We start from the raw sequence: 18894 nt of genomic DNA on the forward strand, positions 1-18894 counted from the left end.
TTAAAAAGTTACGTTTAGACCAAGTGTTAAAACTCTTGGGTTAGGATACTGAGCACTAAGATACCCTTGTGCTATATTACTACGACCAAAGTTACTTGCTTCTGGATCTATTAATCTCGTTTTAGAAAACAATAATAAATTAGTTCCTGAAAAGTAAACAGTAGCATTGTTAATGCCATTCAATCCCATTTTTTCAACAGGGAAATTGTAGGCTAATCTTACGGTTTTTAAACGTATATGCGACCCATCTTCAACGTACTCAGAGTTTGGTAATGAATTAGTTACCGAGTCTGCACCTGCTCTAGGTATATCAGATGTTGGATTATCCACTGTCCAACGGTTACGTAAATCACCGAATTTAACAGTTTCACCACGATTGAAATAATTATTTCTCATGTTTAAATTGTACACTTCGTTTCCTTGAGTTCCTTGAAAGTAAAATGAGAAATCCCAATTTTTGTAGGAGAAATTATTTTCTACACCAAAGATTAAGTCTGGAAATGGACTACCTAAAACTACAGCATCTTCTGATGAAGCGATACCATCTCCATTTAAGTCTTCAAAATGTGACCCTCCAACAACTTGAGGATCCGTTCTACCCGAAGCATCTATTTCTGCTTGACTTTTCCAAGTTCCCAAATATCTTACCCCTACATATGAAGGAACAGATTCACCAACAATTAAGCGGGTATTACCAGACCCAATAATTGGATCAACAACAATATCAATAAAATCTACACCTCCTAAATCTAAGACCTCATTCCTATTAGCTGATAAGGTAACCGTAGAATTCCAATTAAAATTAGAATTGCTAACATTTGTTGAATTTATCAACAACTCCCATCCTGAATTTTTTAAAGACCCTATGTTTTGTAATTGACTATTGAAACCTGTTTGTCTTGGTATAGTAACATCCAATAATAAATCTTCTGTTTCTTTATAATAATAGTTAAACTCTGTAAATACTCTACCTCCAAATAATGATGCTTCTAAAGCAATATCAAATGAGCTCGTAGTTTCCCACTGTAAATTTGGGTTTGAAGGTCTTCCTAAAGTTAATCCAGGAACTTCAACTCCATTAAGCGTCGTGTTAGCTTCTGTTAAAAGACCTAATGTTCTGTAAGGACCAATCGCTTGATTACCAGACCTACCCCAACTCGCTCTTAATTTTAAATCTTGGAATATATCTTGATCTTGCATAAAATCTTCTTCAGATATTTTCCAAGCACCAGCTATAGACGGATAGAACTCGTATTTATTACCTTCAGCAAAACGAGAACTACCATCTGTTCTTCCTACTAAAGTTAAAAGATATTTATCTTTATAAGAATAATTTAATCTACCGAAAAAAGATGCGATTTGAAATCCAGTAAAATCACTACTTACTACAGATCTAGTAGGATCTGAATTACCTAAATTATTAAAACCTGTGGCATCACTAGTAATACCAAAAGCTTCAGCTTCGGCAATCTCAGTAGATACTTTCTGAAAAGAAGCACCTGCAAGAGCAGTAATACTATGATCTTCTCCAAAATCTGATTGGTATTGAATCGTATTTTCATTGTTCCACCCATTGCTATTTACCGTACGAACACTAGCGCTTCCTTGTCCAGTATCTCCTATTGATAGTAAATCTGGTGCCTGACTTGATCTAAATATGTTTCGCTTTGTATTATTAAATTCTGGACTGAATGTAGAACGAATAGTCCATTTTGGCGCAGGACTATATTCTACATAAACCGTTGCCAGTAAGTTATTAGTAAACGTTTCGTTAGTATTTAATTCTCTGTTGGCCAAAGGATTTGAAAAAGGGGATCCTACAACATCATTAAACCCATTAAAGGATCCATCATCATTACGAATAGGCTGCGTTCTAAGTATTCCAAAAGCTGCCTGACTAAAACTTGCTAAGGCATTATCTTGTTCTAATCTAGAGTAATTTAATCTAAATCCTGTTTTTACTTTATCACTTAATTTAATATCTAAATTTGTTCTGAAAATATATTTTTCAATACCTGAACTCTTTACAATACCTTCTTGATTAAAATAATTTAAAGAAGTATAATAATTAACATTGTCTGTTGCTCCAGCGATAGATAAATCTGCATTATAGATTGGAGCAGAACCTAATACCAAATCAACCCAATCATTATCTGGATAGGTAGATGGATCGTCTGGAAATGGTTCAGCAGCTGACCTAAAACGAGCACTTTCGTTTGTAAATTCTATTTGCTCTCTTTGGTTTAACCTATCTGGTAATTCTGGTAAAATTTGTGAACTTGTGTAAAGGTTTAAACTTATCTGTGGTTTTCCTGTTCCAACTCCAGCACCATTTTTTGTAGTTACTAATACTACACCATTTGCACCTCTAGATCCATAAATAGCAATAGATGATGCATCTTTCAAAATCTCAATAGACTTTATATCATTACTATTAATGTTGTTTAAGTTGAAATTTGTTCCTACTACAATACCATCAATAACCCAAAGTGGCTCATTACTACCTGTGATGGAGTTACCACCCCTTACTCTAATAACGGTACCTGCTCCGGGAGCTCCACTAACTTGAGTTACCTGTACACCAGAAGCTCTACCTTGTAAAGCCTGATCTACTCTTGCTACTGGAATAGCTGTTAAATCTTCAGCACTTACAGATGAAACAGAACCTGTTAAATCTGACTTACGCTGTGTACCGTAACCAATAATAACAACCTCATCAAGTTTGTTATCTGTTTCTAAAGTTACATTAATCTGAGTTTGATTTCCCACAAGTATTTCTTTTGTAGCGAAACCAACATAAGAAATTACCAATGTACTTTCTGCATTTGCAGCAATTGTAAAATTTCCGTCAAAATCGGTTGTTGTCCCTGTTGTAGTTCCTTTGACTATAACAGTTGCTCCAGGTAGTGGTTGTCCGTCAGCAATTACGGTACCTGAAACTGTTTGAGCTTCTAGCATTGATGTAAAGAACAACATCAAAAAAAGACATGTGAAAGTTTTCATTAAACTTTGACACATCTTTGGTGTAGTTTTTAATTTCATAAATATTTTAGTTTGTTTATTATTATTTCACAAATTTATAAGTAAATTATTATCAACTATCCTGTTGCATCCTGACTATTTTAAGAATATCGCAAAAAAATATAATTTCAATTTAAGCTATAAACAAAATAATTCTTCGTTAATTTTGAATATATTCATGATTAATACTACTATTCACAACCATACATCTCCTTTTTACTTTCAAATTGTAAATGGATTAAAAGGACAAATATTAATTATAACTAAATTTTAAAAACCCTTGAAATTCAATATAAAAGTTTAAGCTTTTAAGCAAAGACGAAAAAGTTATCTTAAGCAAAACTTTGAAGATTTAGCACCAATTAATTATAGAAATAAAATGTGTAAATAAACGCTCATTTAAAACTATGAGTTTCGAAATCTAATTATAAGTTTATTTCTTCTTAGCACTTTTTCACTAAGGAGCCGATATGTGTTGTATTTGGATTATAGACTAAAAGATAAATACGTTTTTATAAATGCTTTAGTTTTATATTTTTATACTCAACCTTCATTGGTGGCCCAACATGCACTTGTACACCAATATAGCCTTTTACAACCCTATTGATTTCATCTAAATCAGTCACCTCACTAAACAACACACCATTTACATAATGTTTCATTTTGTTGTCTTTTACTATGAGATGTATCGTGTTCCAATCGTTAGATTTTATAGAAGATACTAACTCTGATTTTAATTTTGTATCAATCAAGTCTCTTGTTTGCCAACAGTTTCGTTTTACATTTTTACGTATATTTTGTTTTGGTATGCTATCTGGCATTTGCGGTATAGTTACAGTTTCACCCATGTAAGCCAGTGTAGTTCTTTTTTTCTCTTCGTAATTCTGACCTGTGTACTTATTCTTCCCATCTATATCACATTGATACCCTCTTAAGGCAAACGGCATAGTTTTTATAAGTGCACTTCTGTAATTTACTCCACTGTTCCCTAAATTGGTAATTTTATATTCTAGTTTTAACTCAAAGTTTTCGGGTTGTTCCTGTTTGTAAATAATAAAAGAATTTCGTTTTAAAATGGTTTCTGGTGTTACTTCTCCTGTTAAAACACCATTCTCAACACGCCAATAGGTTGCATCTCCTTGCCATCCTTTTAAATCCTTTCCATTAAAAATGGATTTAAATTCTGTTTTATTTACAGCGTTTTTACATGAAAAACTTAAGGCCATTAATATTAGTATTACGAATTGGTGTTTTATAGCTTTTAATCTCATATTATATCTTAATCAACGGTTACTTTACTTTTCCACCAATTTTCATTGGGTTGAAAATTTTTTGACAACACCTCCAAACGCTGTTTTTCTAGCGAAGGCCATTTCTTATTTACAGTATTTGAATATCTTATTTTAGCTTTTTCAGCATCATAAACTGAGTCTTTTACAGGATATTTAGCATCTACATTATTTAACCAAGACATTAAATTATGACTTAGGCTTTTAGCAATTTCAGGGTGTTTTGATAGTAAATTTTGTTGGTCTTTTTCTTCGGAAGGTAATTTGAATAATTCTTCTCGACCATCTTCCCAATAATGAATTAACTTCCAGCCATCCTGTTGTATTATAGAAGCTGGCTCACCGCCCTGATTGCCATAATGCGGATAATGCCAATATAAAGGTCTGGATAATTCTAAATGCTTTCCTTCTAATAATGGTTTGAGACTGATACCGTCTATATGTTGTTCTGGATGTAACGGTACATTTGCAACATCTAAAAGCGTTGGATAAAAATCGGTGTTTATTGCTGGAAATTCCGTTGTAGCGCCATCATTTTTTAACCATGGTACTTTAATAAAATAGGGCTCGCGAATACCACCTTCCCATTGGTACCCTTTCCCACCTCTAAGTGGCAAATTACTGGTAGCGTAATGATCTCCAGAAGCTACACCACCATTATCGGAAGTAAAAACTACAATAGTATTTTCTTCTAATCCGTTATCTTTTAATGCTTTTAAAACGATACCAACAGCATCATCCATAGTTTCAACTAATCCTGCATAAATAGGATTGTCTTGCACTTGACGGATAGGTAACACACGCTCCATAACATAAGCCGAATCTGCAACACCCAAGCTATCTGCCTTATCGCGATATTTTCGCCATTTTTTTTCCGTAGTTTGAATTGGTGCATGCACCGCGTAAAAGGATAAAAATGCAAAAAACGTTGTGTCTTTATGTTTTGAAACAAAATCTGCTGTTTCATTGGCTAAACGCAAGGTTAAATTTTCTCCTTTTTGCTTATTATGCAATTTTGGATTATTCCAAGGTGAAAAGAAACCGCCTCTGGGTGATCCTGCATCTATACCCCCAATATTAATATCAAAACCATGGTCTTCAGGGTGCGAACCTTCTCCTCCTAAATGCCATTTTCCTGCAAAAAAAGTTTTGTATCCGTGATTTTTAAAAGCTTCTGCAATGGTGATATCGGCTTTTGGTAATTGCATTACATAATCTGCGGGTAATAATTTGTCATATCGATTTCTTGTACGCCACGCTTCACCTGTTTTAGCACCAATATAATCGGTAATACCATGACGTGCTGTAAACTTACCCGTCATAATACTGGCGCGAGATGGACTACATACTCTACTTGCCGCGTAGCCCTGGGTAAACATCATGGCTTCATTGGCTAATTTATCTACGTTAGGGGTTTCGTAAAAAGTGCTGCCCGTAACCCCTAAATCATGATAGCCTAAATCGTCTACTAGAATGAATAATATATTTGGCCTGTTGACATTTGTTCGTTTTGAAGATGTTTTCTCATTACAACCGAAAAGAATCACAAAAGAAAATAGTAGAAAAAAATATTTAAAATTAATCATGGTCTTTTTTTAGAGAAAATGAAAGCATCCAATCTACACATTCAACAGCACTAAATACTTTTGCATTGCCTTGAGCATGATTAGCTTCGGGAAACGCGGTATATCTCACATTGGTGTTCCCTGCTTCCTTTAGTAGTTTTATCATTTTTTTTACTGGTTCAACGTTCTTAACATCGCTACCTCCTACCATTCCCCAAATGGGTAAGTTTACTAACTTATTTATATCATCTGTATCTCTAACACTACTAAAGCCCGAAGGCGATGCTGCTGCAAAACGTTCTGGCGTATCTTGAATCCATGCCCATGTACCGCTACCACCCATACTGTGCCCCATAACATAAATGCGGTTTGTATCAATTTCTGGATATTGCTTTAGTATATAATCTAGCATGATATTCAACGCTTTTGGATCCCAACTACTGAAAGAATTTGGTTCAAGCAGCATTAATTCTTTTCCTGATAATTCAGCTAATGAAAGTCCTTTTACTAGTGCCGACCGTGAAAGTTGCTGCTCAAGACTCCATACTTTTCCACCGCCACCGTGTAATGTTATTAGTAAAGGTATTTTTCCTGTAGATTTTTTTAGTGGTAAAGCAATAAATGCTGATTCTTTTAAATCACCTAGATGGGGTTTTAAATCATCAGGCCAATTTAATATACTTACTTCTACGTTTTTAAAACGTGAATTGATATCGTTAAGTGTTTCTTGAATATTTTGAGCAATAGTAGCCAGCACATTACACATAATTAAAATAAACACTAATCGTTTTAATAATGACTTTGATGAAATGGTAATCATATTGTTAATTTTCTGTTTACTGTACCCTTTATTGTTTTAACTTCTATATATTTTCCGTAGATTTTTTATAATTCATATACTTTTATTTTGACTTTGCTGCTTTTGGCCCATCATAATCATAAGTAAACCAATCAACATCGATATACCCTGCATCTTCTTTTTCATTCCATGTAAAGAATCCTAAACGATCTCCAGTCCATTTTCCAAAAGCAATAGTAAAGGTTGGTCCAAAATCTGAGAAGTAATCACCATCTAGACTAAATTCATAATTAGCTTGATTACCCTGGTTTACGGTGCGTACATAAAAATCAGGCCCAACAACTTTCGGACCTTTTGTTTTTTTACCAAAAGTATCTATGTAAAAGATATGCTTTTCACCGTTTTCATCAACCTCTACACCTAACAAATTGAACACGCCACCATAGCGCACAAAGCCTGCTAATTGGTGAGGTTGCATCCCTGAAATATCGAATTTTGCAACCGCTGTTCCTGTGGTGATGCCCATGATACGCTGACTTAAGGTATTGTAAGCTCTCCAGAAATCTGAATCTGAACCATCGTTGTTTGTCCACTCGTTTATGTTTGGCCCATAACCTTTTTCGTTTGGTAATATTTTGCTTGCTTTAAGTCGTAACCACCCTGGACGCTCGGTTAAAGACCAATGCGTGTTTCGTGGATTATGGTTCCACTCCCACTGGAACCCTAATTTAGATGATGAAAAATCGTCGTCTGAACTTGGGGCCGTAATTGGATAACCGTCTATAGGTTTTTTGTGTTGTTTTACAGGTTCTCCAATACCATCATTATCTTCATCTATGCCTATAATTGGCCATCCGTCAACCCAATTCACAGGCTCTAAACATTGCGGTCGCCCTTGAAATGGAATGGTATCATTCTGAATCAATTGATGCATATACCACCATGATTTATCTGGTGCTTGCATTAATGCGCCTTGGCTTGCACTACGGTTATTAAATGCTGTACCTTTTTCTAATACGGTTTTTACTTCGTAAGGCCCGTAAATACTTTCTTTTGAACGTAGTACAATTTGTTTTCTATCGTTTTTAGGGTTTTTTACACCTGGTTTGGTTGACCTGTCGCCCATGGTCCATTGTGCTAAAAAGATATACCAAGTGCTGTCAATTTTATAAATTTTAGCAGCTTCGGCGCCCATACCAGTGTAGACCAATTTACCTTCACCTAGGATTTTTGTACCATCCCAACTCATTTCATAAATTCTATTTTCGTTACCTTCAATTGCATTACTTGCTGCTTTTTGCTTGCCAGCCGTATTAATTATTACATATGCTTTATGAGTTTCTTTATCCCAAAAAACAGCTGGATCGTCTAATACTTCTGATTTAGGAAGCATCATAATAGGTTTGCTCCACGGACCTTTAATATCCTTTGCTGTTGCTACCATTAAACCATGTTGGTAATCTATTTGGTAGCAATACCAAGTGCCTTCATGGTATGCTAAATCGCCTGCCCAAGTTCCAAAAGAGTAGCCATTCATGCGATCCCAATTGTATTCTGGCGCCCAAGATAAACTTTCAAACACGTGCCCCACATTGGTCCAGTTCACCATGTCTTTAGATTCTAGAATTGGCATCCCTGGTGACATGTGTTGCTTTGATGTAATCATATAATACGTATCGCCTACTTGCTCGATATCAGAATCTGGATAATCTGCATTTAAAATAGGATTGATGTATGTACCATCGCCTTGATCTCCAAAGCTTCCCGTTTGGGCTTGAGCCACATCTTTTGATGATGTTGCTGTTTTGTTTTCTGGTTTCGAATTACAACTGGTAAATGACACTAATAGTATAATAATTAGTGATTTTACAACAATATGATATACTAGTTTCATGCTTTGTTTGTTAAGTATTTTAGTGTCTTATAAATTTAGCTTTTAGAATATGCTATTATGTATTCTCCTGAGCCTAAAATAATAACCCCCTCAGCTATTTCAACAGTATTATTCTGTTCAAATTCTGAAATAGGTACTCCGTTTATTTCTAGACTTTCAAGTTCTGAAGGCGTCACTAAAACCCTAGCTTTTGTATTAAACGGTACTTCAAGATTTATACTTAAAACTTCATCTTTTATAGACCAATTATTGGTAATATCGCCATAAGGTGTTGGCACTTTTACTTCAGTTTTTCTAATTGCAGTAGGAAACTCAGGGTTTACAGTAAATACTTTGTAACCTGGTTGATCTTCTGAAGATTTAATACCACCTAATGATTCATAAAAATAAGCTGCAAAACCAGAGTGCATTGGGTGATTTAACGAATTTGTTGGTCCTTCCATTTCTTCCCAAACAAATTGACGCTCTGGCCATGTTGTAAAACCAGAGTTCATCACATACGTCTGACTAGGAAATTCTGGTGTTGTTAAAATTTCATGTGCTAAATCTCCTTTTCCGTTTTCTGTTAACACGGTATAGATATATCTATTCCCATGAATTCCAGTTGAATGATGCCCGCCTTTTACGGCAACAATATCATGTGCTAAACCATTGACCACATTTTCTATTTCATTTTCTGGCACAATACCAAATTGTAATGCTTGTACAGTAGCTGTTTGACTCTGATACCATTTGTAGCTGGTATTTGGAATGGTTACTAAAAACTCTTTATTAAATGCTTTTTTTAATGCTTCTTTTTCTTGCTTCATTTGTGCTTCATAGCTAGCATCGTTATTCATTTTAGCAAATCTTTCCATAATACCTAACACGTCATAGAAATAAGCATTTGCAGAAATAATAGGATCACATTCCATAGCTTTCGGATTTTTACGTCTGTCCCATCTTGGTGGACACCAATCTCCCATACCATCTTGCATAATTCCATTTTCTCCTTTATAGTTCAAATAGAAATCTGTTAACCCTTTCATAGGTTCGTAGTAGTCTTTTACAATAGTTTCATCTCCATAAAACTTATAGTTATACCAAGGCAAATACATGGTAGCTACTCCCCAATCTATTTTTGCATAGGTAGATGTACGTTTTCCTGGAGCAATCATTGTTGGTACTAACCATTTTTTTTCTGGATTATTATGTCCTTTAGTAGGGCGCATCTGTGTTTTGATGTCTTCCATATATTTTTTGTAGAAATCGTACATATCATAATTATAAAGTGCATACTCACAAAAAGCATGTGCATCTCCTAACCAACCACATTTTTCTCTATGTGGGCAATCTTCTGGAATTCCATGTACATTATCTACAATAGTCCATTTGCTAATACTATGCATTTTGTTTAACAATTCATCCGAAGAAGTAAAATTTCCAGTTTCTTGAATATCTGTAGCCACCAAAACAGCTTTAATCATGTCTGCATCTGGTTTTCTAGAAATACCTGTAATTTTAGCGTATCTAAATCCATGATAACTAAATTTAGGTTCCCAAGATTCTAAATCATCTCCTTTACAAATGTACTTGTATATTTGAGCCATTCCGTTTGCTCCGCCTCCTGTAGATCCTTTAAAAATATCTTTTCCATTTGTTAACAAGGCTTCTGTAGTAACAACCTCTATTAATTGCCCTTCTTTTTCTTTAACATTTAGTTTTACCCAACCCGCAATATTTTGACCAAAATCTACAATCCAGTTACCATCTGACCCTTTAAAAACTTTTTGCGGTTCAAACTCTTTTAATTTTTTAATCGGTGGAATTTGACTTGCACTTATTTTTTTAACATCAGGTGATGTTACTTTTGCATTACCCCATTTGGCATCATTATAGCCAACAGTATTCCAGTTACCCAATTCATAACGTGCATCATAAGTATCTCCACCATAAATGTTGTTAAACACAATTGGCCCTGTAGCTTCTTTCCAGTTTTCATCTGTATAAAAGTCTGCTGAAGTTCCATCAGTATAATTCAATTTTATCAAACAACGCACTGTTGGTTGCCCGTAAGAAACTCCTTTTTTATTCGATTCTGGATCTCTACTCCAAGAAATATTTTGTCCGTAAAATCCGTTTCCTAATATAATTCCGAAAGCATTTTTCCCAGACTTTAATTGTTCTGTAATATCATAATTTACATAATATGCTTGCTTATCGTAGTTAGACGGTGCTGGGTCTAAGACATGGTCCCCCACCTTATCTCCATTTAAATACAACTCATAATAACCTAATCCACAAATATAAACTTGTGCATTTTCAACCTTTTTATCAAGCTCTAATTCATTTCTAAAATAACTAGCCGCAAAACCATTTACTGGTTTTGACTCTTTCATGTTACCTCTTTTATACCCTCTAAATCTATGTTCTGAAGTTCGTGTATCTTTATTTAGAGTAATCCACTTTGAAGCACCCCAATTTTCATTGGTCATCAATCCCATTTCGAATTCTTGAATCTCTGACCATCTAGAAACAGTACCTTGTTCATCCCAAATTTTAACTTTCCAAAAGTATTTTTGTAGCGGTTCTAAAGATTTTCCTTTGTATTTTACAAATGTAGATTTATGACTATTTACTTTATCTGAATTCCATAAATCCGCATTGTCTTCATCCAATTTTTCTTTTGAAGACGCTACCAAAATATGATAAGCCGATTGCGATTTGTTGAACCCTTCAACATGTATTATCCAAGAAAACGTGGGTTGCTCGCTTTCAATTGTTGACGGATTTACTTTTGAATTGGTTAATAACTTATCAAAAGCTATTGATGTTCGAGACGTTGATACTTCATTGCAAGAAAAACAAAAAATAACTAATAATGCAATTGAAAAGAGGTGCTGTTTTTTTATCATTTTAATAATCTTCAGGTAGATATTGATTTAAATTAATATTTATTCCTTAAAAGTATCTAAAGGCTTAATAAATATTATCCTGTACTCTCATGTATTTTAAAAAATTTATAATACTTCAATTATTTCAGAAATCATTCATTTTGCAATACTTCAGACAAAGTCATTTGGTACGCTCTTAAAGCCACAAGATGAATTACTAAAAAAACGATTATAAAAAGCACAATAACAGGAACTAAAAACATCCATATATGCAACTCTATGCTATTAATATAGGTTTTTAAAAACCAATTTTGATAACCATACCAAGCTAAAGGAATGGCAATTATTATAGCTGTAATAATCTGTGAAGCAACTTCTTTAGCTAGTAGTTTAGAGACATCCATTAATTCTGAGCCGAGGACTTTTCTAACACCTATTTCTTTCATACGTTGGCTAATAGTGATTAATATTAAGCCCACAATACCAATTACGGCAATTATAATAGCAAGTATTGAAAATAAACTAAAGACAAATAAGAACGTTCGGTCTGATTTCAACGTATTACTTATCTTATTTTCTAGAGACAAATAATCAAAAGGTTGTTCTGGGAAATAGTTCTCATAAATGTTTTTTAACTTTTGAAGAATTTCGGTGGTATTATTACTAGCTACTTTTAAGGTTAAAAAGGCTTTGTGACTATCGGTAAGTCTTAATACCGTTGGTACTGGTTCGTTTTTGATGGATTGATAATAAAAATCGTCAACAATGCCTATAATTTTAAACTCTTCATTTCTACCAGTTACAACAAAGTTATTAATAGCTTCTTCTGGTGTTTTATAACCAACACGTTCCATAGCTTTTACATTCATAATAATACTCTTGGTTCCAGTTTCTTTTTCGCCTTTCCTGAATAGTCTTCCTGCAAGTAGTTTTATATTGTAAAATTCTAGAAATTGGTCATCTATAGAGAGTTGGAAAAAAGAATTTGTGTCTGTTTTGTCGTACCCCTTTCTTCTACAACTAAACCAATGTTGAATTTCTTGACCAGGAATATCAGATGAAAAAGTAAATCCTTTTACTTCAGGAATTTGAGTTAATTCATCTTTCATTAAAAGAATTTTACTTTGTAATTCACTCTGTTTTTCTCCTGTTTTGGGCGCTTTAATTACTATACTTTGAGCATAATTAATACCCATATCTTTTTCCATTAAAAACGTAGCTTGCTTGTATGCTATAAGTGTACCGCAAAGCAATACAACTGAAATTACAAATTGCAGAGTAACTAATAGTTTTCTAAAAAAGACTCCTTCGCGTTTGTTTTTAAATTTCCCTTTTAAAACAGTTACAGGTTTATAGGATTGTAATATAACAGCAGGATAAATACAGGAAATTATAATGCCTAAAACAAAAATTACTATAAATGTACCTAAGAATTTAGAGTGCTCAAATAAATTAAAATCTCCTATTTGAGTAATGGTTTTAAACCAAGGATTTAAAGCATAAAATAATACAATAGTTATGACTAAGCAAAGTATGTTAAAAAGAAAAGCTTCACTTAAAAACTGAGTTATTAAATTCATTTTAGAGGCTCCATTAATTTTTTTAACACCTACCTCGTTGGCTCTTTCTATAGAGCGTGCTGTAGTTAGGTTTATAAAATTAATCCAAGCTATAATTAAAAGAAAAATAGAAAATCCAAAAAGAATACTTATAATTTTTCCGTTAACAGGAGGCTCCGATTCATATTCTATATTAGAGGTTAAATGAATATCCTGCAACGGTTGTAAATAGTATGTATCTCTTTTTCCTTGCGAATCTAGACGCTTTTTATAATTAGCAGCTATCATCTCAGGAAGACCTTCTTTTTCTAGCTTTTTATAATCGCTATTTGGTTTTAGTTGTATAAAAGTACTGCCATAATCGTAGCCCCAACTTGTTCTAATTCTAGGACGTTGTTTGTAAATGGTTTCCATAGAAAACAAAAAATCGGATTTTACAATCGAATTTTTTGGCATCTTTTTATATACGGCAGTTATCATGTAATCTTCATTACCATTTACTTTTATTGTTTTACCTAACGGACGTTCTTCTCCAAAATAACGCTCTGCTGCGAGGTGTGATATTGCTACTGTATTTGGCGCTTTTAAAGGGTCCTTTTCGCCTTGTAATAATGGAATTGTAAATACTTCAAATATAGAAGAGGTTGCATAGTACGTTTTATCTTCAGAATAAATAATTTTACTTCCTGAGGCATTGTTATAGCTTATGGTTATTTCATTTTTTGGAGTTATCCTCGCATGATTTACAACATCGCTATAATGTTCTTTTAACCATTTTCCGGTTGGTGGAAATGAATTGGCTGTTTTCCATAACACTTCGTTATTTTGATAACGATTGTAAGCAACACGATAAATATCTTTGGCATTTTCGTGATGGCTATCGTAGCTTCTTTGGTAATACACATACTCTAAAATAAACAAGGCACTTAGTATACCTATAATTAAACCTACTGCATTAATTATAGAAATAAGTTTATCTCTTTTTAAATTACGATAGAAAATATTTAGTTTGATAAAGTTCATTTTTATCTAGTTATTTAGTTAATTGGCTGTATTACTAATTGCTTGTTTCCATTACAATTTTCCCATCAAATAAGTTGATGACCCTGTGTGCGTAATTTGCATCACTTTCGGAGTGTGTTACCATAATAATAGTTGCACCTTCTTGACTTAGCTCTGTTAATAGATTCATAACCTCGGTACCATTTTTAGAATCTAAATTTCCCGTAGGTTCATCTGCTAATAATAATTTAGGCTCGGTAATTACAGCTCTAGCAATAGCAACACGTTGCTGCTGCCCTCCAGATAATTGTTGCGGAAAATGGTTAGAACGATGGTCTATTTTCATGCGTTTTAAAACAGCTTTTACTTTTTCTTTTCGTTCTTTTTGATTGATGTTCATAAACGTTAATGGCAATTCAACATTTTCGTAAACCGTTAAGCCATCAATTAAATTAAAGCTCTGAAAAATAAAACCAATATTACCTTTTCTTGCTTTGGTTAACTCCTTTTCTTTTAAGTTGCCTATTTCTTTTCCATGAAACATATAACTACCATCGGATGGGGTATCAATTAGTCCAAGTATATTTAAAAGGGTAGATTTTCCACAACCAGAAGGCCCCATTATAGCAATAAATTCTCCGTCTTTTACATGTAGATTTATATCGTTTAATGCCTTAGTTTGTATATCTTCTGTAATAAATATTTTAGTTAGGTTTTTTGTCTGTATCATGGTTATTAATTTAAAATAAGTTTATCGCTGTTTTCAAAATTTTTATAGCTAGATGTTATTACACGTTCGTTAGGTTGTAGGCCTTCAAGAATTTCATAATATTGGGGGTTTTGTTTGCCAATTTTTATTTGGCGTTTTGTTGCAAAATTACCAGAAGCATCTACAACGTAAATCCAATTTCCGCCAGTAGTATTAGAGAATGCTCCTCTGCTAACAAGTATCGCATTTGTAGGTGTACCCAATTCTAATTTTATAAAATAACTTTGCCCCGTTCTAATATTATTTGGTTTTTCGTTTATAAAACTTAGGTCTATTTGAAATTCTCCATCTCTTACCTCCGGATATACTTTTTTAGTTTTTAAGGCATAGGTTTCTCCATCGCGTTCTAAAGATGCAGAAACATGTCTTGTAACTCTATCAATATAATGCTCATCTATATTAGACTGTACTTTAAAATTGGTTAACACGTGTATCTGCCCTATACGTTGTCCTTGGGAAATGCTTTGCCCAATTTCGGCATCAAGCATTCCTAATTGGCCATCTATAGTTGCCCTAACATTTAAGTGTTCAATTCTTTCATAAACCATGGCTAAGGTTTTTTTCATTCGTATTAAATCGTTGTCTAATTCTTTTATACCTGTAGCACTTAATAACGAATCTTGCTTTGCTTTAAACTTGATAACATCGTACTGTTTAGACGCCAATTCTTTTTCTTCTTTGGCTCTTATATAATTTTCTTTAGCTATTAATTCTTCTTCAAATAACGATTTGTTTTGCTCAAAAGACCTGTTTGCTTTTATAACTCTGTATTCTGCTTCAAGTAAACTTTTTTGATTAAAAACACGTTGCGACTCAAAATTTATTTTTGTTTCTCTTAAATTGTTTTGCTTAATGGCTAGGTTGTTTTCGCTTGCTAAAATTTGCTCATATAACTGCCTGTTTTCTAGCTTTAATATAATATCTCCTTTTTTTACAATACTGCCTTCTTCTATATATTTTTCAACAATTCTTCCGTTTTCGTAGGCATCAAGATATACTGTAGTAATGGGTTTTACAACGCCATTAATTGTAATGTAATCATTAAAATTAGAGCGTTTAACCTCTGTTATCGTAATTTCATTTTTTTTAACTTCTGATGATGTACTAGGCGTGCCTAAACTATTGTATAGAAATATTACGATTAAAATAATTACAAGTAATCCTATGCCAATATGTTTGGGTTGTAGTGTTCTTTTCTTCTCTATTTTAGTATCCATTCTTTGTTATTATTTAAAAGGAAAAACAGCAATACCGCAATAAAAATCTATTGCCTTTTTTTGATATTGTAATTGTAAATTAATTCTGGTTCTTTCTATTTTAGCTTGTGCTAAATTATTTTTGGCAACCTCTAATTCGTAAATCGTAGCCAGCCCTTTGTTAAACTTTTTTTGAGCAAAGTTAAAAGCGAGTTCTTTAGATTTTAGGTTAGACTCATTCTCCTCTTTTTCCGCTAAAAGCGCAGTGTTTTTTTGAATTGTTTTTTGTATTTCTTTATAAAGTTCTTGCTTCTTTTGCTCCAGAATATTCTTTTCTTTTAAGATATTTATTTTAGCAATTTTTACATTAGAATGTTTTGACCATTTATTGGTAATCGGAATTCTTAAAGACAAACCAATGGATTTGGCAGCATTATTAGATAGCTGGTCTAAAAAAGGAGTTATCAATCCATTTTCATCAATACTCGTTTCAAAATAACCTGTTCTATACGCCGCATTTAATGCTAATGATGGATAAAAATCACTCCTTCTAATAGCCAAGTTTTTTTCTGAAGCATTTACCTGTAATTCTTGTTGTTTAATAGACGGAAGAAACGCAATTGCTTTAGAAAAAACAGTTTCTAAAGTTAAACTATCAAGAGATTTTAATGCTACTAAATCGGGTTTTAGCTTTATACTTGTACCATTAAAATTCATGATTTGAATAAGATTTAAAGTCGCCTCATTTAAGGCGTTTTGGGCTTGAGCTATTTCTAATTTATTAGTACCTAATTCAGATTCAATATCGTATAAATTAGATTTCGCTAGTAGTCCTAGTTCTATTTTTGAAGTTACCAACTCGTAGTTTAAATTAGAGATTTCTAATTTTTCTTTTGTGATTTGCAATAAATCTTCTCTAAATTTCACAAGATAAAAAGCGTTCATCACATCAAAAGAAAGGTTGTATTTTGCTTGCAAAACAGCTTCTAAGCTTGCATGATATAGTAGTTTTTTCTGCGACCTTTGGTGCCACTTCTTAAAATTATTAAACAGATTTAAAGACGATGTTACTCCGTAGGTGTTTGATGATGTTGCAGTATTGATAACCTCGTTATTATTTGGGTCTACATACCTACCAAATCGTCTGTTTAAATTTGATACAGCATTAAAATCTGGCAAAAAATCTCGTTTAGATTGTTGAAACGATTCCTTATCAATCTCCGAATTGTAAATTTTTGTTTTTTGGTCTAAGTTATTTTCACAAGCATAAACAATGCATTCCTCTAAAGTCCATAATTTTTGTGCATTACCATTTAAAGAAAAGGCAATGTAGGTTACAAAAATTAGGAAAGTGTTTTTCATTTTTTATTGTTTTGCATTTTATATAACGATATGCGTGCCAAAAAAAACAATACACTGCAATTCAACAGGTTACAAACGCCATCAATATCTAATCATCCTTTTTATGTAAAATATTTTTATACAAAGTGTAAAAATATTTTACACTTTGTAGTTGAGTATTATTCTTATTTGTAGCTTTGGATTATTATGTTGCAATCTGGAAAAATACTTATCGTAGACGACAATAAAGGGGTACTAAGCGCCTTAGAATTGTTGTTGCAAGATGTTTACAAAACTGTAACTACGCTTCAAAACCCAAACGGAATATCTTCGGTTATCGATTTAAAAAGCTACGATGTTATTCTTTTGGATATGAATTTTTCATCCAGAATAAATACAGGAAATGAAGGTTTTTATTGGCTACGAAAATTAAAAGAAATAGCACCCGATGCTTCTGTAATAATGATGACTGCTTTTGGCGATGTAGAATTAGCTGTAAATACCTTAAAAGAAGGTGCCATAGATTTTGTATTAAAACCATGGGATAACGAAAAGATTTTAGCCACCATTCATGCAGCTTTTCAATTAGGAAAATCTAAGAAAGAAGTAAGTTTACTAAAACAAAGTGAAAAAAAATTAAAACACCTTATCAACGAAACAGAGCAGCAAATTATTGGAAATTCTTCAGCAATAAATGCCGTTTTAAAAATTACTGAAAAAGTTGCAAAAACCTCTGCAAATGTTTTAATAACTGGCGAAAATGGTACTGGTAAAGAGTTAATTGCGCGAGCCATTCACAATCAATCTGCGCAACATCAAGAAATTTTAGTAAATGTAGATGTAAGTGCCATACCCGAAAGCCTTTTTGAAAGTGAACTTTTTGGACATGTAAAAGGCGCATTTACCGATGCTAAAAATGATAGAGCAGGTAAGTTTGAAGTTGCACATAATGGTACGCTTTTTTTAGATGAAATAGGTAATTTGCCATTACAGTTACAGTCTAAATTATTAAAAGTGATTCAACAAAAAGAAATCGTTCGTATTGGGTCTAACAAAGTTATTCCTGTAAATGTTAGATTGGTTTGCGCTACCAATTGCGATTTGAATAAAATGGTTGATGAAGGACTTTTTAGAGAAGATTTGTTGTACCGAATAAATACCATACATATTGAAGTACCTGCACTTAGAGAACGTGGCAATGATATTATAGAATTGGCAGAATTTTTCTTAAATAAGTATGCGAATAAATATGATAAAAAAGGATTGAAATTGAGTAGTGCTATCAAGAAAAAACTACTTAAATACCCTTGGCCAGGAAATATTAGAGAGCTACAGCATACTATGGAACGTTGTGTTATTTTAAGTGAAAATAATCTATTAACGGTAAATGATTTTATGTTTAATCAGCGGCAAACAAAAGCATTAAACACGGCAGACATAACCATTGACGAAATGGAAAAAAATATGATTATTACTGCGCTAAAAAAACACGATGGTAATTATAGTACTGCTGCAGAACAGTTAGGTATTACTCGTCAAACCTTATACAATAAAACAAAGCGTTATAAAATTTAATATTCTAAAAT

General features: G+C 33.0%; 11 protein-coding genes. 1 reads left to right on the forward strand and 10 read right to left on the reverse strand.

Annotated elements, in window-relative coordinates; all coding sequences use genetic code 11:
* The 10 genes from ABD939_RS00985 to ABD939_RS01030 form a co-directional block, all read right to left on the reverse strand.
* Positions 1-3042 carry a SusC/RagA family TonB-linked outer membrane protein gene (locus ABD939_RS00985; protein ID WP_345163402.1) on the reverse strand — a complete coding sequence of 1014 codons (3042 nt, stop codon included), beginning with the start codon at positions 3040-3042 and terminating at the stop codon, positions 1-3.
* Positions 3043-3533: 491 nt separating this feature from the next.
* A complete protein-coding gene (locus ABD939_RS00990) occupies positions 3534-4292 on the reverse strand; it encodes a 3-keto-disaccharide hydrolase (RefSeq protein ID WP_345163405.1) in 759 nt (252 codons plus the stop codon).
* A gap of 8 nt (positions 4293-4300) precedes the next feature.
* Positions 4301-5896, reverse strand: a complete 1596-nt coding sequence (locus ABD939_RS00995) for a sulfatase (protein ID WP_345163408.1) — start codon at positions 5894-5896, stop codon at positions 4301-4303.
* Complete coding sequence (locus tag ABD939_RS01000; RefSeq protein WP_345163411.1) at positions 5889-6695, reverse strand: carboxylesterase family protein; 807 nt, start codon at positions 6693-6695, stop codon at positions 5889-5891. The genes ABD939_RS00995 and ABD939_RS01000 overlap by 8 nt, the downstream gene beginning before the upstream one ends.
* A gap of 82 nt (positions 6696-6777) precedes the next feature.
* Positions 6778-8568 carry a glycoside hydrolase family 43 protein gene (locus tag ABD939_RS01005; protein ID WP_345163414.1) on the reverse strand — a complete coding sequence of 597 codons (1791 nt, stop codon included), beginning with the start codon at positions 8566-8568 and terminating at the stop codon, positions 6778-6780.
* 35 nt (positions 8569-8603) lie between these two features.
* Complete coding sequence (locus tag ABD939_RS01010; protein ID WP_345163417.1) at positions 8604-11462, reverse strand: alpha-L-rhamnosidase; 2859 nt, start codon at positions 11460-11462, stop codon at positions 8604-8606.
* Between the two features lie 131 nt (positions 11463-11593).
* The gene (locus ABD939_RS01015) at positions 11594-14023 is read right to left on the reverse strand and encodes an ABC transporter permease (protein ID WP_345163420.1); all 2430 of its coding nucleotides are present in this window, start codon (positions 14021-14023) and stop codon (positions 11594-11596) included.
* Between the two features lie 34 nt (positions 14024-14057).
* A complete protein-coding gene (locus tag ABD939_RS01020) occupies positions 14058-14732 on the reverse strand; it encodes an ABC transporter ATP-binding protein (RefSeq protein WP_298338804.1) in 675 nt (224 codons plus the stop codon).
* A gap of 5 nt (positions 14733-14737) precedes the next feature.
* On the reverse strand, positions 14738-15988 hold the full coding sequence (locus ABD939_RS01025; RefSeq protein WP_345163425.1) for an efflux RND transporter periplasmic adaptor subunit: 1251 nt from the start codon (positions 15986-15988) through the stop codon (positions 14738-14740).
* A 9-nt stretch (positions 15989-15997) separates the two neighbouring features.
* Complete coding sequence (locus ABD939_RS01030; protein WP_345163428.1) at positions 15998-17329, reverse strand: TolC family protein; 1332 nt, start codon at positions 17327-17329, stop codon at positions 15998-16000.
* Between the two features lie 186 nt (positions 17330-17515).
* Between ABD939_RS01030 and ABD939_RS01035 the strand changes: the two genes are divergently transcribed.
* Positions 17516-18883: a sigma-54-dependent transcriptional regulator gene (locus tag ABD939_RS01035; protein ID WP_345163432.1), complete on the forward strand. Its 1368-nt coding sequence runs from the start codon at positions 17516-17518 to the stop codon at positions 18881-18883.
* The last annotated feature ends 11 nt before the right edge of the window (positions 18884-18894 follow it).

This window comes from Algibacter aquimarinus (genome assembly GCF_039543265.1).
In the GTDB taxonomy this organism is placed as follows: domain Bacteria; phylum Bacteroidota; class Bacteroidia; order Flavobacteriales; family Flavobacteriaceae; genus Algibacter_B; species Algibacter_B aquimarinus.

What these genes read in the sequence shown, in the direction of transcription:
- ABD939_RS01030 (WP_345163428.1), bottom strand. Translation starts at nt 17,329, where the DNA reads ATGAAAAACACTTTCCTAATTTTTGTAACCTACATTGCCTTTTCTTTA.
- ABD939_RS00995 (WP_345163408.1), bottom strand. Translation starts at nt 5,896, where the DNA reads ATGATTAATTTTAAATATTTTTTTCTACTATTTTCTTTTGTGATTCTT.
- ABD939_RS00990 (WP_345163405.1), bottom strand. Translation starts at nt 4,292, where the DNA reads ATGAGATTAAAAGCTATAAAACACCAATTCGTAATACTAATATTAATG.
- ABD939_RS01035 (WP_345163432.1), top strand. Translation starts at nt 17,516, where the DNA reads ATGTTGCAATCTGGAAAAATACTTATCGTAGACGACAATAAAGGGGTA.
- ABD939_RS01015 (WP_345163420.1), bottom strand. Translation starts at nt 14,023, where the DNA reads ATGAACTTTATCAAACTAAATATTTTCTATCGTAATTTAAAAAGAGAT.
- ABD939_RS00985 (WP_345163402.1), bottom strand. Translation starts at nt 3,042, where the DNA reads ATGAAATTAAAAACTACACCAAAGATGTGTCAAAGTTTAATGAAAACT.
- ABD939_RS01025 (WP_345163425.1), bottom strand. Translation starts at nt 15,988, where the DNA reads ATGGATACTAAAATAGAGAAGAAAAGAACACTACAACCCAAACATATT.
- ABD939_RS01020 (WP_298338804.1), bottom strand. Translation starts at nt 14,732, where the DNA reads ATGATACAGACAAAAAACCTAACTAAAATATTTATTACAGAAGATATA.
- ABD939_RS01010 (WP_345163417.1), bottom strand. Translation starts at nt 11,462, where the DNA reads ATGATAAAAAAACAGCACCTCTTTTCAATTGCATTATTAGTTATTTTT.
- ABD939_RS01005 (WP_345163414.1), bottom strand. Translation starts at nt 8,568, where the DNA reads ATGAAACTAGTATATCATATTGTTGTAAAATCACTAATTATTATACTA.
- ABD939_RS01000 (WP_345163411.1), bottom strand. Translation starts at nt 6,695, where the DNA reads ATGATTACCATTTCATCAAAGTCATTATTAAAACGATTAGTGTTTATT.